13 protein-coding genes, 6 tRNA genes and 1 pseudogene are annotated in these 15,987 nt (G+C 39.9%); 4 read left to right on the forward strand and 16 right to left on the reverse strand.

Annotation, left to right across the window (positions count from 1 at the left end; all coding sequences use genetic code 11):
* Positions 1 to 52 precede the first annotated feature (52 nt).
* Entirely contained in the window at positions 53 to 835 is a 783-nt protein-coding gene (locus R8G33_05615; protein ID MDW3095135.1) for an enoyl-ACP reductase, read from the forward strand.
* Here R8G33_05615 and R8G33_05620 read toward each other — a convergent pair.
* The 10 genes and pseudogenes from R8G33_05620 to R8G33_05665 all read right to left on the reverse strand — a co-directional run bounded on the left by R8G33_05620 (position 832) and on the right by R8G33_05665 (position 10,874).
* A complete protein-coding gene (locus R8G33_05620) occupies positions 832 to 2,091 on the reverse strand; it encodes a dicarboxylate/amino acid:cation symporter (GenBank protein MDW3095136.1) in 1,260 nt (419 codons plus the stop codon). The genes R8G33_05615 and R8G33_05620 overlap by 4 nt on opposite strands.
* A 14-nt stretch (positions 2,092 to 2,105) precedes the next feature.
* On the reverse strand, positions 2,106 to 4,007 hold the full coding sequence (locus R8G33_05625) for a SurA N-terminal domain-containing protein (protein MDW3095137.1): 1,902 nt from the start codon (positions 4,005 to 4,007) through the stop codon (positions 2,106 to 2,108).
* Positions 4,008 to 4,096: 89 nt separating this feature from the next.
* Positions 4,097 to 4,173 (reverse strand) — tRNA-Asp (locus R8G33_05630).
* A 19-nt stretch (positions 4,174 to 4,192) separates the two neighbouring features.
* Positions 4,193 to 4,268 (reverse strand) — tRNA-Val (locus R8G33_05635).
* Positions 4,269 to 4,282: 14 nt separating this feature from the next.
* Positions 4,283 to 4,555, reverse strand: coding sequence for an HU family DNA-binding protein (locus R8G33_05640; protein ID MDW3095138.1), 273 nt, complete (start codon positions 4,553 to 4,555; stop codon positions 4,283 to 4,285).
* 306 nt (positions 4,556 to 4,861) lie between these two features.
* Positions 4,862 to 7,207 (reverse strand): annotated as a pseudogene (gene lon, locus R8G33_05645) (endopeptidase La).
* A 114-nt stretch (positions 7,208 to 7,321) separates the two neighbouring features.
* Positions 7,322 to 8,605, reverse strand: coding sequence for an ATP-dependent Clp protease ATP-binding subunit ClpX (gene clpX / locus R8G33_05650; protein ID MDW3095139.1), 1,284 nt, complete (start codon positions 8,603 to 8,605; stop codon positions 7,322 to 7,324).
* A gap of 176 nt (positions 8,606 to 8,781) precedes the next feature.
* Entirely contained in the window at positions 8,782 to 9,402 is a 621-nt protein-coding gene (clpP, locus tag R8G33_05655; GenBank protein MDW3095140.1) for an ATP-dependent Clp endopeptidase proteolytic subunit ClpP, read from the reverse strand.
* Positions 9,403 to 9,424: 22 nt separating this feature from the next.
* Positions 9,425 to 10,714 (reverse strand): trigger factor, encoded by a 1,290-nt coding sequence (gene tig, locus R8G33_05660; GenBank protein MDW3095141.1) that lies wholly within the window; start codon positions 10,712 to 10,714, stop codon positions 9,425 to 9,427.
* Between the two features lie 75 nt (positions 10,715 to 10,789).
* A tRNA-Leu gene (locus R8G33_05665) sits at positions 10,790 to 10,874 on the reverse strand.
* A gap of 328 nt (positions 10,875 to 11,202) precedes the next feature.
* Between R8G33_05665 and R8G33_05670 the strand changes: the two genes are divergently transcribed.
* Positions 11,203 to 11,904 (forward strand): CPBP family intramembrane glutamic endopeptidase, encoded by a 702-nt coding sequence (locus R8G33_05670; GenBank protein ID MDW3095142.1) that lies wholly within the window; start codon positions 11,203 to 11,205, stop codon positions 11,902 to 11,904.
* Here R8G33_05670 and R8G33_05675 read toward each other — a convergent pair.
* The 6 genes from R8G33_05675 to R8G33_05700 form a co-directional block, all read right to left on the reverse strand.
* A complete protein-coding gene (locus R8G33_05675) occupies positions 11,897 to 12,514 on the reverse strand; it encodes a CHAP domain-containing protein (GenBank protein MDW3095143.1) in 618 nt (205 codons plus the stop codon). The genes R8G33_05670 and R8G33_05675 overlap by 8 nt on opposite strands.
* A 10-nt stretch (positions 12,515 to 12,524) precedes the next feature.
* Positions 12,525 to 12,947, reverse strand: a complete 423-nt coding sequence (locus R8G33_05680) for a hypothetical protein (GenBank protein ID MDW3095144.1) — start codon at positions 12,945 to 12,947, stop codon at positions 12,525 to 12,527.
* 50 nt (positions 12,948 to 12,997) lie between these two features.
* Positions 12,998 to 13,933 carry an HDOD domain-containing protein gene (locus R8G33_05685; GenBank protein MDW3095145.1) on the reverse strand — a complete coding sequence of 312 codons (936 nt, stop codon included), beginning with the start codon at positions 13,931 to 13,933 and terminating at the stop codon, positions 12,998 to 13,000.
* A 169-nt stretch (positions 13,934 to 14,102) separates the two neighbouring features.
* Positions 14,103 to 14,178 (reverse strand) — tRNA-His (locus R8G33_05690).
* A 51-nt stretch (positions 14,179 to 14,229) separates the two neighbouring features.
* A tRNA-Arg gene (locus R8G33_05695) sits at positions 14,230 to 14,306 on the reverse strand.
* Between the two features lie 119 nt (positions 14,307 to 14,425).
* Positions 14,426 to 14,502: transfer RNA gene (locus R8G33_05700), tRNA-Pro, on the reverse strand.
* A 238-nt stretch (positions 14,503 to 14,740) separates the two neighbouring features.
* On the opposite strand from R8G33_05700, the gene R8G33_05705 reads away from it, so the two are divergent.
* Together R8G33_05705 and R8G33_05710 are read left to right on the forward strand one after the other, a co-directional pair.
* Complete coding sequence (locus tag R8G33_05705) at positions 14,741 to 15,256, forward strand: peptidylprolyl isomerase (GenBank protein ID MDW3095146.1); 516 nt, start codon at positions 14,741 to 14,743, stop codon at positions 15,254 to 15,256.
* Entirely contained in the window at positions 15,257 to 15,985 is a 729-nt protein-coding gene (locus R8G33_05710) for a UDP-2,3-diacylglucosamine diphosphatase (GenBank protein ID MDW3095147.1), read from the forward strand. It abuts the gene before it with no gap.
* Positions 15,986 to 15,987 lie beyond the last annotated feature (2 nt).

Consider the following 15,987-nt stretch of genomic DNA (forward strand, 5'->3'; position numbering starts at 1 on the left):
CCAGTATAGCGATTAGCACGTAATCAGGCGAACTACTTTTACAGGAGAAACCATGGGTTTTCTGGCGAATAAAAAAGCATTAATAATTGGCGTTGCGAGTAATCGATCAATTGCTTGGGGAGTGGCCAAGGCCATGCATGAACAGGGCGCTGAATTAGCCTTTACTTACCAGAATGATCGCCTCCAGTCACGTGTCGAAAAATTAGCCAATGAATGTGGAAGTAATATAGTGCTTCCTTGCGATGTTGCCACCGACGAGAACATTTCCGACCTGTTTAAGCAATTAGGAACTCACTGGACAGAATTTGACATCTTAGTCCATTCGGTCGCATTTGCTCCTAAAGAAGAGCTTGAAGGCGACTTCGTTGAAAATACTACTCGCGAAGGATCAAAACTTGCTCATGACATCAGCAGCTATAGTTTAACCGCACTGGCGAAAGCTGCACGCCCGATGATGAGCGGACACCCTAGCGCAATCATTTCGCTCACCTATTTAGGCGCAATGAAAGCAATGCCAAATTACAATGTTATGGGACTCGCTAAAGCAAGCCTAGAAGCTAATACGAGGTATATGGCTTATGCATTAGGCCCTGACAATATTCGTGTGAACTGCATTTCTGCAGGTCCAATAAGAACTTTAGCAGCAGCAGGAATTGGGGACTTTCGCAAAATGCTTGATCACGTAGAACAAAATGCGCCTTTACGTAAAAATGTAACTATTGAAGAAGTTGGCAATGCTGCTGCATTTTTATGTTCCGACTTAGCCAGTGGCATTACTGGAGAAATTACCTACGTGGACTCAGGATTCAATATTGTTGGAATGACAGGTTATTAAGTTACAAGACTAGTTTGCTCTCCTTCAGAACGAGCAATGATCACCGCACCGCATGAATCACTAAACACATTCACTGCGGTACGACACATATCCAATACTCTATCCACTGCTAAAATCAGGCCTATTCCCTCTAGTGGAAGACCCATTGCAGCTAAGATAATTGTAATAGCAACCAAGCTTGCAGCAGGCACACCAGCCACTCCAATTGATGTCATTAATGCGAGAATGACCACTGTAAATTGCTGCACAAAGCCCAACTCCAAGCCATAAGCCTGAGCAATAAATAAGGCAGCGACACATTCATATAATGCAGTTCCATCCATATTAATAGTCGCACCTAATGGCAAAACAAAACTAGATGTCTTATTAGACACACCTGCACGATCTTGTACGCAGTCCAAAGTAACTGGCAATGTTGCAGATGACGAGCTAGTTGAAAATGCAGTTAATAATGCGGGAGACATTGCTTGAAAATGTTTTATAGGGCGAACACGCGCAATCAGTTTTAACAAAATTGGCATCACAACAAACATGTGAATAACAAGTGCAGCTAAAACTACAAAGAAAAACTTCGCTAATGGTATAAACACATCGATACCAGATGTCGCAACAATTTTAGCTACCAAGGCAAACACGCCAATAGGTGCAAAACGCATGATTAGATCAGTCATTTTCATCATGACTTCAAACATGCCTTCGAAGAAAACCTTCATCGTTATATTATGCTCATTTTTGAGCTGAGAAATAAAATATCCAAACAATAGACTAAAGAAGATCAACCCCAACATTTGACCTTGCGCGGCTGCATGAATGATATTAGGTGGAATCATGCGTAGAAATATGCCGGCAATATCCCCTGTACTTGCATCTCCTACTTTCTGAGTGATTTCTGCTGTATCGGCATGAAGCCCGAGCACTTCTTTTGCTGGCACATCATTAATCAATCCAGGTTGGAATACCATCACCATTACCAAACCAATAATGATTGCAATAGTACTGGTTAAAACATAATAGAGAAGCGTTTTACTTCCCATGCGTGCAAATGAACCATCTTGTTCAATGCTGGCAATACCAACAATAATAGAAGAAACAATTAACGGAACAATAATCATTTTTAGTGCATTAAGAAATAATGCACCAAAGAACTCAAAAATGGGGATAAGATCAAAACCAGAAATGGTATTAATTGATGTAGTTAATGAACCTACAACAACCGCAAAGGCCAACGCAATTGATATTTGCCAATGCAATTTCATCAATTTATTAATAGTTAAATATTCTCAGGAAACACGGTAACATCTCCCGTTTCTCTCAATGCATTTAACATTGCTTGCATTTCTCTCCGACCATATCGACCTTGCACAGAAATCCATTCTGCAGTTTCAATATTTACATCAGAATCAGCGACGCTCAACACTTCGTTTAATCTTATTACTGCAAACTGCCCATTATCAAGCTCAACACCATCAAACAGAGGATAGCTACTTGACGTTGAAAGAGAGAATACATGATCTACAATTCCATCAGGCACCGAATCATCATCGCGCAATAGAGCCCCAGCAGATTCAAGAGAAACATCAAATTGCTTAACCACATTGTCAATATTTGACGAATTGTCATTTAGTTTTTCTATTACATTTTTGGCTTTAGATATCAATTGATCACGCGCTTTGATGGTTTTCACAGTCCGTATAATATCGTCTTTAACTACGCCTAAAGGCTGAATTTCTGAAGGCTCATGCTCAGCAACACGAACAACGATAGAATATCCATCTGCCACTTCCAAAAGAGCACTATTTACGCCTTTATTTAACACTTCGTCAGAAAATGCAGCACTAACTACACTTGGGTAAGAAGCAATACCTTCTAATTCTGCACCAGATATCCAATCAGAAGTCTGCACTTTCATACCCAGCTCATCTGCTGCCGAGTCTAAATTATCTTCGTTCACATAGCTTAAGTTCGATAATCGTTCAGCAATCTCTATATATTCCTTATCAGAAGCATCGGCACGTAATTCATTTTCTATTTGTGTACGTACTTGCTCAAGCGCTTTAGTTTTTGGAGAGGTAATATCTTCCAATTTAATTAACTGCACACCTAGACTAGTTTTAATCGGGGCACTCACATCGCCTTTTTGCATAGAAAATAATGTCTGAACAAAAACAGGATTATCAAAATCTGTACGAGTAATATAACCAAGACTTCCACCTTTATCGGCGGAAAATTTATCTTCAGAAATTTCTTCCGCTAAATTGGCAAAATCTTCACCATTTTTGATTCGATCAGCTGCAGTTTTCATATTACTTAGCGCCAAAGCAACTTGGTCTTCAGATGCATTTTCCTCTAACTTCAGTAATATGTGGCTGGCTTTTCTTAGCTCAGGCGTTTGATATCGACCAGGATCGTCATCATAAGAAGACTGTATTTCATCTTCTGTAAATGTAAGCGCATCACCAATATCTTTCTGTTTGACTTCCAAATATTCCAACTTAACACGCTGCAATGTTTTAAAAGACTGCTTATTAGATTGATAATAGTCATCAATTTCTTTATCTGTGACTTCAACAGAATTTTCATCTGCGTTAATCAAAAAATAATCGAAGTTGCGTTTTTGCTGTTTAAGAGCAGAATATTTTTTCTTGTCTTCACTTGGTAGGAAACTAGAGTAGACAGCACTACCTTGATACTGATTAATAGCCTCTTCTAGACGCAGTTGATTTTCAAACTCAACAGGACTTCGTCGTTGAGATGTTAATAGCTGTTCATATCTTGCAGAATCAAATCGACCTGCATTCTGAAACTGAGGTACCGCCTGTATACGTTCTGTTAATTTGTTATCGCTGATACGGTAGCCAGCATCATTAATTTCATCACTGAGCAATGCGTTTTGTATCAATGAATCAAGAACACTTTGCTTCAATTTACTTTCATCGCTATAGACAGAATCAAAGGAACTACCCAGAATTGATTTCAAGTAACGGCGCTGATCTTGAACTTGAGCATCAAACGCTCGCTTTACAATTTCTTCATCATTAACAACGGCTACTTTTTGATCGTCAGGACCGCCGAGATATTCATGAATCCCCCAAAATGCGAATGGAATGGCTATCAAACCGATAATAATGTAAGCGATGATACCGCTCGCTCGCTCACGAATTTGCATCAACATAAAATTAACTCAATTAGATTTATATTTAAAATTGGCGGGTATTATACAAGATAGGAGAAGATGAAATCTTCCCCTATTTGTATAAAAGATGGCGGAGTGGACGGGATTCGAACCCGCGACCCCCGGCGTGACAGGCCGATATTCTAACCAGCTGAACTACCACTCCATGTATAGCTATTTGCTATTGGTGGGTGCTGAGGGGATCGAACCCCCGACCCTCGCCTTGTAAGGGCGATGCTCTACCAGCTGAGCTAAGCACCCATGCAAAAGGCGCGCTAGTTTACGGCATCCTTCAAAGCTTTTCCAGCTTTAAACGCAGGAACTTTTGATGCTTTAATTTCCATAGGTTCGCCAGTTCTTGGATTTCTGCCAGTGCGAGCCCCACGCTCACGAACTAGAAATGTTCCAAACCCTGCAATCGCTACTTGATCACCACTTTTAAGTGCACCTGTGATTGCTTCGATGACTGCATCTACTGTTCTACCTGCTGATGCCTTAGAAAGATCAGCGGCACTTGCAACCGCTTCAGTTAACTCAGTTTTATTCATTGAATGATTTACCCCTGAATTGATTATTATAGAAGTCTAGTACGGTGTTGATTAGCACAAAGATATATCGATACTTATGATTGATATTACTAAAAGCTCAAAGTAAATGTAAAAGAATACACACTTTCATTTTCATCAAGTGCATACAAGAACAACCTTTAATGCGCAGAGAAGTTATACCAGCAAGGGATTCACACTGTCAATAAAGGACTAGTGGTGTCTCACTTCTTCTTTTTTATTACCGACAGCAAGTATTTTCTTTTTCAACTCGCTTAAGTTCTCACCACCTTCCAAAGGTGTAGGCTTTTCAGTTAATGCTATTTCGAGCACTTCATCAATCCAACGAACTGGCCGAATTTCTATTTGTGCTTTAATATTATCTGGGATCTCAACTAGGTCTTTTTCATTTTCTTCAGGTATGACCACTGTTTTAATTCCGCCTCGATGAGCCGCCAATAATTTTTCTTTTAGTCCACCGATAGGCAATACCTCACCTCGCAATGTTATTTCACCTGTCATTGCGACATCAGCACGCACAGGAATATGAGTTAATGCTGACACCAATGCAGTAGTCATCCCTATACCAGCACTTGGTCCATCCTTTTTCACAGCGCCCTCAGGGACATGTATGTGAATATCAACTTTATCGTAAAATTCCGGACTAACGCCTAATGATATAGCACGACTACGAACAACAGTTTGCGCTACTTGAATTGATTCCTTCATCACATCTTCAAGATTACCAGTTGGCGCCATCATCTTGCCTTTACCTAAGACAATCTCAGATTCTATACTTAGCAGCTCACCACCTACTTCGGTCCAAGCCAGTCCTGTTACCTGGCCAATTTGATCTTTCTCGTCGGCTAAACCATAACGGAATTTACGCACACCCAAGTAGTCATCAATATTCTCTGGTGTAACTATGATTTTTTGATTGTCTTTTCCTAAAACAATCGACTTAACCACTTTACGGCAAATTTTAGAAATTTCTCTTTCAAGATTACGCACACCGGCTTCACGCGTGTAGTAACGAATAATATCTTGGACAGACTCTTTGCTGATTTCTATTTCATTTTCCTTCAAACCATTAGTCTTAATTTGCTTAGGCAACAAATAACGCATGGCGATATTTAATTTTTCATCTTCTGTATATCCCGGAATACGAATAACTTCCATACGGTCTAATAATGGACCTGGAATATTCATGCTGTTTGATGTAGCAACAAACATTACATCTGATAAATCAAAATCAACTTCTAGATAGTGATCACTAAAAGTATTGTTCTGCTCTGGGTCTAAGACTTCTAACATTGCTGATGATGGATCACCGCGGAAGTCTGCAGCCATTTTGTCAATTTCATCCAACAAGAACATTGGGTTTCTTACACCTATCTTTGAAAGATTTTGAATAATTTTTCCTGGCAAAGAACCTATGTAAGTCCGACGATGCCCTCGAATTTCGGCTTCATCACGCACTCCACCTAAAGACATGCGGGTGTACTTTCTTCCGGTTGCACGTGCGATAGACTTTCCAAGAGATGTTTTACCCACACCTGGAGGTCCCACTAAACATAGAATTGGTCCTTTCAGTTTTTTCACACGTTGTTGCACAGCCAAATACTCAAGGATACGTTCTTTGACTTTGTCAAGACCATAGTGATCTTCTTCAAGAATGTTTTCCGCATTGGCAAGATTGCGATTTATCTTACTTTTCTTCTTCCAGGGCGTACCGACCATCCAGTCAAGATAATTTCTTACCACAGTAGCTTCTGCAGACATTGGAGACATTAACTTTAATTTATTCAACTCAGAAGTAGCTTTTTCTTTAGCCTCTTCCGGCATACCAGCATCTTCTATTTTTTGTGCAAGCTCTTCGACTTCATTTGGCGCGTCTTCCATCTCACCAAGTTCTTTCTGAATCGCTTTCATTTGCTCATTAAGATAGTACTCTCGCTGGCTCTTTTCCATTTGCTGCTTAACCCGACCGCGGATACGCTTTTCAATCTGCAATACATCTAGTTCAGCTTCGATTAAATTCATCAAATGCTCTAGACGCTCGTAGGTTGAAACGATTTCTAAGACATGCTGTTTTTCATCGAGTTTCAAAGACATATGTGCAGCAATGGTATCTGACAATCGACTAGGATCATCTATACCAGCTAACGAAGTTAACACTTCAGGTGGCACTTTTTTATTTAGTTTTACATACTGCTCAAACAAGCTAACAATTGAACGAGAAAGTACTTCAAGTTTTTTCTCATCTTCAGGCTCTTCGTTATCAAGGACTGCAATTTCAGCAGTAAAATATTCTGACTCTTCCGCAAATCGGATAACTTTTGCACGCTCGGCACCTTCTACTAATACCTTGATAGTGCCGTCTGGAAGTTTTAGCAATTGCAAAATTGATGACAATGTCCCAATGGTATGGAAATCGTCAAATGATGGCTCATCAAGCTCTGCACTTTTTTGTGCAACCAATAAAATCTGTTTGTTATTTGCCATAGCCGCATCTAATGCTTGAATGGACTTATCACGACCGACAAATAATGGGATCACCATATTTGGATACACGACAACATCGCGTAATGGCAATACAGGGACATTAGAAATGTCTGTAAGATCGATAGGATTATTTTCTTGCTGGTCAGCCATAGAGACTCCTTTGAGTCTAATGAGTAGAAGTTAAATGTGAATTGATATTCACACTATATATGGACACCCAACACCAATTTCAAGTGAGTATGGGCAAAGCCTGTACAAGGAAGCTTATTCCTCAGCAGCTGCTTTTTCGTAGTCTGTGCTCTCGTAGATGAGATAAGGCTTGGCGTCACCCTTAATAACAGCTTCATCTACAACTACCTTAGTCACACCATCAATTGATGGCAAATCATACATAGTGTCTAGAAGCACATTTTCCAGGATAGTACGCAAACCACGTGCGCCTGTTTTGCGCTCCATGGCTTTCTTAGCAACAGCGGTTAATGCATTTGGACGGAATTCTATTTCTGCATCTTCCATCTCAAATAATCGTGTGTATTGCTTAGTTAAAGCATTTTTAGGCTCAGTAAGAATTCGAACTAATGCATCAGAATCTAATTCTTCTAGTGTTGCCACCACTGGCAAGCGACCTACAAATTCAGGAATCAAACCGTAACGCACAAGGTCTTCAGGTTCAACACCGTGCAAGATTTCTCCCACCGAGGTATCGTCATTGGTTGCACGTACTTCAGCAGAAAAACCTATACCTGTTTTCTCGGTACGATCAAGAATCACTTTATCTAACCCTGCAAATGCACCACCGCACACGAACAGAATGTTACTTGTATCGACTTGTAAAAATTCTTGCTGCGGGTGCTTACGACCACCTTGAGGAGGAACTGAAGCAACCGTGCCTTCAATGAGCTTCAATAATGCTTGCTGAACTCCTTCACCAGACACATCACGAGTAATCGATGGGTTATCAGATTTACGAGAAATCTTGTCGATCTCATCAATATAAACAATACCTGTCTGTGCTTTTTCTACATCGTAGTCGCACTTTTGTAAAAGTTTTTGAATAATATTTTCTACATCTTCACCTACATAACCCGCTTCAGTTAATGTAGTAGCATCGGCAATCGTGAATGGCACGTTAAGAAGTCGCGCTAATGTTTCTGCTAATAAGGTTTTTCCTGACCCGGTTGGACCAACCAACAAGATGTTGCTTTTCGCCAATTCGACACTATCTTTAGAGCCGTTGCTAGCTTCTAGACGTTTGTAGTGATTATAGACAGCAACCGACAATACTTTTTTTGCACTGACTTGGCCTATTACATACTCATCTAAGATGGCATTAATTTCTTTAGGCTTCGGAAGTTTATTTCCACTAGCAGGTGATTGTTCCTGCATCTCTTCACGAATAATGTCATTACATAATTCAACACACTCATCGCATATAAATACTGAAGGACCAGCGATAAGTTTCCTTACTTCATGCTGACTTTTGCCGCAGAATGAACAGTAAAGTAGTTTTCCGCTATCGGTTTCTTTCTTTGAATCATCACCGCTCATATTGAAATCCTATCAGTTCTACGGGTAGTTTTTATCAGCGTTAGTTTATGACGAATTACCTAAAGGAAAAAGCGAATCTATTCCCAGAATGGTACTTTACATCGGCATTTAAAAATCGTCCAATTATATTGTTTAATATCAGTGCTTTATATCACTATTTTAAATGGTTCTCAATGCTAATCAGCGCCACGGGTGGTCAAAACTTTATCAATTAGTCCATATTCGCGCGCTTCTTCGCTATCCATGAAGTTATCACGCTCAGTATCCTCGCTAATTGTCTCCATTGTTTGACCAGTATGCTTAGATAACACACGATTTAGCTGCTCACGGATTTTAAGAATTTCCTTAGCATGGATGTCAAAATCTGAGGCCTGGCCTTGAAAACCTCCTAACGGCTGATGAATCATGACTCTCGAATGAGGTAATGCATAACGTTTGCCATCAGTGCCACCAGCCAACAAAACAGCTCCCATGCTCGCAGCCTGACCTATGCATAACGTACTAATATCCGGCTTAGTAAATTGCATGGTGTCATAAATGGCCATACCTGCTGTGACAGAACCACCTGGTGAATTAATATAAATGGAAATGTCTTTATCTGGATTTTCTGATTCTAAGAATAATATCTGTGCAACAATCAAATTTGCCATATGGTCCTCGATAGGACCGACAATAAAAATGACACGTTCCTTAAGTAATCGAGAATATATGTCATAAGCTCGTTCGCCTCGCGCGGATTGTTCAACGACCATTGGCACAAGATTCATCATCGGCTCTTGAGAGTTTCCATTATCCATAGCACTTTTCACCTTCATTAATTTATTGACGTTGTTTCACAATACTATCAAATGACTCTTTGTTTTCTTTCTTAATAACCTGCCCCATGATCCACTCTACAACTTGATCTTCCATCACTAATGACTCAACACTAGCACGCGCTTGATTATTCGTAGAATAATACTGAATGACCTGTTCACGATCTGCATACTGACTAGCGAGCTGCTGTATACGCTGATTGACCAATTGCGTATCTACTTGTAGCTTCTGCTCACTGACAATTTCACCAATCACTAAACCCAATTTAACTCTACGCTTGGCTTCTTCTTCAAATAAGTTGTCAGGCAATTCTGAGTCTGTTTCCATTTTGAAATTTTCTAACGCTTGTTTTCTTAGTGCCGCTACTTCCTGGCTTACCATGGACTCGGGCAATGACAGTTCATTGTTATCGAGCAGCACTTGCATTACAGCTTCTTTAGATTTTACATTTAACTGCTGCTGCAACTCTCCTTCTAAAGACTTTCTTATTTCAGCCTTCAGTTCATCTATAGATCCATCAACACCGAAGGAACTTATGAATTCATCATCAATTTCAGGCAATTCACCCTCTTCCACTTTTTTGATGATTACGTCAAAAGTGGCTTCTTTACCAGCTAACTCACTATTTCCATAGTCCTCAGGAAAGGTAACGGCAAAACTCTTGTTTTCACCAGCTTTTAGACCCAATAAATTATCTTCAAAACCAGCAATCATGCCGCCATCGCCCATTACCAACGGGAAGTCTTCCGCTTTACCACCCTCGAATTCCTTCCCATCCAATTTGCCAACGAAGTCTAATGTGATTCTTTGTTCATTCTTGCAAGCACCATCAACTTCATTCCACTGCATACGCTGCTTTCTTACACGTTCCAGTGTGAGATCAACATCTTTGTCCTCTACTTCAGAAGTTGGCACCGTCACTTCAAGTTTACTAAAGTCACATAATTTAAAATCAGGGAATACATCAAACAAGGCAACAAAAGTTATATCTTGCCCCTTTTCAATATTTTGTGGCTCGATACTGGGTGATGACGCGGGACGTAGTTTTTCTTGAAGCACAGCATCTCGATAGCTCGCTTGCATTTCATCAGCCATCACTTCTTGATTTACCTGTGCACCATAACGCTGCCGGACAACATTCAGTGGTACCTTGCCTGGTCGAAAACCATCTATTTTTACTCGACCTTTTAGTCCATTAAGGCGCTGATTTACTTCTTTCTCAACTTTATCCGAAGGAATGGTGATGGTGATTTTTCTTCCGAGCTCACTTGTCTCTTCAACCGATACTTGCATTAATCATTAGCCCTCAAAGAAGTATATAAATAGATTTTGTATTTTGCTTATGCAGTCTTGATTTGAAATTGATGATGGTGCGAAAGGAGAGACTCGAACTCTCACGGGTTGCCCCACTGGAACCTAAATCCAGCGCGTCTACCAATTCCGCCACTCTCGCTTAATCATCACAGACATCAACGTGCTAGTATAACTTGAAATACGCCCGATAGTTAGGTGCTATCCCACTAGAAATATAAGACCCATAAAATATAACAACCTTGGCTAATCCATAGCCAAACACTACTCTTTCGAAATTATATAGATCAAAGCAAGAAGCAATTATCATGTCTCGAGTCACTATTATTGTTATCTATTTTTGCACGATTTGCATAATAGGCTGTTTACTCGCCTATCCAATATTCCTATTAAGCGGTGCTAATCTCGAGCGTATCGTCTCACGAACAATATTATTTTTTGCGGTATTACTATTCTACCCAACATGTCGAATGTTAAATATAAACAACTTTTCATCACTAGGCTTTAGCCGTAAACACTTCACTAAAATAGCAGTACGCTCATGGCTATTCGGGTTGATCATGTTGGTGCCAATCTCAATTTTGTTTTTGTCTTGTGGATTTAGACTATGGGAACCAGTTCCACAAAGCTTATTAGAGCCATTGTTAGTTTTTGCCAGTGCCCTTGTTTCCGCAAGTATCATAGGCCTTATAGAAGAAACATTGTTTCGCGGTCTACTACAATCACAGCTGACATCAGTAATGAATTCATTATCGGCAATAATTATTGTCAGTATCATTTATAGCAGCGTTCACTTCTTACAGGCACCTGACTATGATCTCAGCAATGGCATTCATTGGTATAGCGGTTTTATTTTACTGTCTACAGCATTTGCTAATTTTAGCAATGCAGGTATGTTTTTAGATGCCTGGTTTGCACTATTCCTTGCAGGGATATTTTTATCACTTGTACGATTACGCACAAATAATATTTTATGGTGTATTGGTATACACGCAGGCTGGGTCACACACATTAAAGTATTTAAAGATTTTACAGATCGAGACAATAGTGCTGAGTGTGGGCAGTTTGCTAGCAACTATGATAACTATGTTGGTGAATTCAGCGCGATATGGATATTATTCGTTATTTGTGTTTGGGCATTATTATATTTTCGAAAATCTTCTACTACCTAACCACTCTTTTCCAACCTATCAAATAAGCATCTAGGACCCATATCTCTTGGTTACGCTTAATGTAAGGTATATCGCGTGCAAATCCACCGTGCCATTTATTGTTATCAAAATTCTGCTCACCCAAATATAATTTTTGATTCTCCTCATCTACTTTCAGTATTACCGCCACATGACCAGTACCATGAAACTCTTGCGAATAAATCAGCAAATCTCCTCGTTGCACACCATGCTGTTTATCACCGTTTACAATACTTATAAATGGCTTCTGGATGTTTTTATTTGGCGAACCTACCTCTTTTAAATCCCATATATCTGCAGCTATATCTACATCACCATATACAACATCGTAATTTGTTAGCAGCCACCGACGTGCATACTCTACACATTGCCACTTAATTCCTGTAAATGTATCACTTACAAAGTATGGCGTAGGATTTACGCACGTATTATTACAATTAGAATAAGCTTTCACGCCAGATATAGATTCACCTAGCGTTTCTCCGTAGTAAACTATGCAGTCACTAGAACAATCCTGCGGCAAGTCATCAGCATGAGCTGCGACGCAAAAAACAATAACACAAATTACAAACACCAAGCGCATCAGAATCATCTTTATTTACTCACTCAAGATCATTAATTGCGAATACTATTTGCTTTTTAACTTTATCGATAGCTTTATCTATTTGCTTGTAACTATCATCTTGATTTAATGCAATTCCCGGAGAGTTCTTTTGCCATATCTCAGACAATGCAACAGCATCTTTTTGCACAGACTCTGGCATAGCATAGCTAATATCCTTAACTGCCAGCACATGTGACCAACCTGATTTTATATCGCCTCTATCATCATCACGATCAAAACGTGCATATAGAACTACTTCTTGTAATTCCGTTAACTCTTGCATCATAAAGAAGCCGGCTTCACGAATATTTTTATTTGATTCAGTAGATTCATTACGCCAGGTATTGTAACCCAGCCCAGACAGGGCCACGATTAAACTAATAATTGCGACCGCATTTGTTCGAAGTTGTTCTGAAATCACCAATACTAACCACCAACATTTACGTTATTGTTGGAGTCATTATACGCGAGTTAAACCACACCCATACTTTTTAACAAAATTTGCTTTGCATTTTCGGCATTAGACTGAAGCACAGATGCATCACCAACATCGATATCGAATAATGTCGCCATCTCTTGGTATTCCTCGGTCAATTTACCTATTAATGAGAGAAAATCAGTAATATCCAATCCAAATTCCTTCTCCGCCATTTCTGCAACATTCATATAATTTTTAAATTCTTCATCACAATAAATGCAATCTGCAATTGGTCCTGAAAATCTAATACATTGAATAAGCTTTGGATCTAACTGTGTTTCCACTAAATCACTATCAGCATGACTTAATCCCACCACCTCCGTTATCTTTTGCGGTATACGCCATGAGTCTAACAACCATTGGCCTATAGCCGCATGGTCTGTTTCCAATTGACTCATTTCTAATGCACATAAATACCGGTGATCCTGCTGCCTCTCATCAATACCTTTATAAACTGAAGGAACTGCCTTATCAATTGCAAGCATTCCCAAGTCTTGCAACATGCCAGGTAAAAATAGCTCTTCCTTCATTGCATATTTTGTGACTTCACCTAATTTACGACATGCCACAGCAGTTGCCAAAGAACGTTTCCAAAACAAGTCATAATCCAAGCCTTCAGAATCGGTATGTTTTGCACCACCCACTAAAGAAAAACTAAGCGCAATATTTAACGTTCCAGTCCAACCAAACATAGACACTGCCTGCTGCACACTATCAGTTTCTATTGCACGCATATAAAGAGATGAATTTGCCATGCGAATAATTTTTGCTGATAACACGGGGTCCATACTGACAACTTGTGCAAGCGTATCAATATCACTTCCGACATTCTGACTGAGATCAATAATCTGGGCAGCCACGCCCGGAGGGGAAGGAAGCTCTTTACACTTTTTTAATTTATCTAGGACTTCTTGCTTAATACCACTCATATGAGGATTCCAAATAGATAACTAGTTACCCTTCAAATATCGGCTTATATGGACAGGACTTAAGTGAATAAAGTCAAAATATTAAAACAAACGACTATTTTGACCAGAGAATGAACAAAATTATGTAAATCAGGGAATTAGAGACGATAATTGGTTTACTAGGCGGTGGTGGGGTGAACGATGGGACTCGAACCCACGACGACTGGAATCACAATCCAGGGCTCTACCAACTGAGCTACGCTCACCATAACAACCTGGTCAACAAATTTGCGAGTCTCTCTACCTAAACGCAGTGGTGGCGCGCCCGGCAGGACTCGAACCTGCAACCCCCGGCTTAGAAGGCCGATGCTCTATCCAGTTGAGCTACGGGCGCAGAATATATTTACGTGCCGTGTTTTTACCGCTGTCACATGGTAGACATACTGGCGTACAAGTCAACATAGAAAGCCAATTCTAAACGATACAAAACAGTGAAACACTTACATAGGTTTTTGGTCGGGGCAGAGGGATTTGAACCCCCGACCCTCTGCTCCCAAAGCAGATGCGCTACCAGGCTGCGCTATGCCCCGAACTGATTACTCAACCATTCATCTAGAATGGTCAAGTGCGCGGAAGGATACGCGTATTGGGCGGCTACCGTCAACCAGTTGTAATCAGATTCTAAGCGGACTAAATGGCTTTTCCAGTCAGGCTGTATTCATTATGATACACAATTCAAATAAACCACCAAATAGGCACCGAATGAAAGCGATTTACCTCACTAGTATTTTTATGTGCTTGTTACTAGCCATATTAGGAAACACAACGATGAGTGAAACAAACCCCAAAGTTCAATTTCAAACCACTAAAGGCAATATCGTCATACAATTAGATGCTGAAAAAGCACCCAAGACGGTAGAAAACTTTTTAGCTTACGTAAAATCTGGTCACTACGATGGCACTATTTTCCATCGTGTAATTCCATCATTCATGATTCAAGGCGGTGGCTTTGATGTTGATATGAAGCAAAAGACCACTAATGCGACTATTCAAAATGAGGCAAATAATGGTTTAAAAAACATAAAAGGTTCCATTTCTATGGCGCGAACATCAGCGCCACACTCTGCTACCGCACAATTTTTTATTAACGTAGTTGACAATGCAATGTTAGATTTCACCAGCGAGTCCCCACAGGGTTGGGGCTATGCAGTATTTGGTCAAGTGACTGAAGGTTTAGATGTAGTATTGACTATCGAAGAAGTTGCAACCGGGAATCACGGCGGACACCAAAATGTACCTCTTGAACCGATAGTTATTGAGAAAGTAACGTTACTCGAGCAATAAATGTCTGAGACTTTATTTGTCTCAGACGTTCACTTAGATGTGAAGAGGCCGGCTGTCGTCGACCTCTTCAATCTATTCTTACTTAAACGCGCTATACATGCAGATGCTTTATATATTTTAGGTGATCTATTCGAATACTGGATTGGCGATGATGCTCCATATGATGAATATCAGTCAACATTTCAAGCATTAAAAACAGTTAGCGAATCAAATACACCTGTTTATTTTTTACATGGTAATAGAGATTTTTTAGTCGCCGAAAAATTTGCTAAACAAACTGGCATACTTCTACTAACTGAAGAGCATGTGGCAAATATATATAACCAAAAGATTTTGTTAATGCATGGAGATACACTCTGCATTGACGACATTGCATACCAACGCTTTAGAAAAAAAACACAAAATAAATGGTTGCGATGGATTGTATTGCAATTACCTGTATCTACACGTCAATCACTTGCTAAGCGATTAAGAGATACTTCAACACAAGCAGTAGCTGAAAAATCTGACGATATTATGGATGTAAATCAAATCGCAGTTGAAGCTGCCATGCAAAGAAACAAAACCAACTTGTTGATTCATGGGCATACACACCGGCCCAGCATTCACGACTTCGAAATTGACTCGAAATTCTATAAACGTGCAGTGCTTGGTGACTGGTACAAGAAAGGCAGTGTCATCAGTGTCAGCCCTGAAGGAATAGTTTTAGAAAGTTTTACATCAGTATAGAG

Source organism: Gammaproteobacteria bacterium, assembly GCA_033344735.1.
Lineage (GTDB): Bacteria > Pseudomonadota > Gammaproteobacteria > UBA4575 > UBA4575 > UBA1858.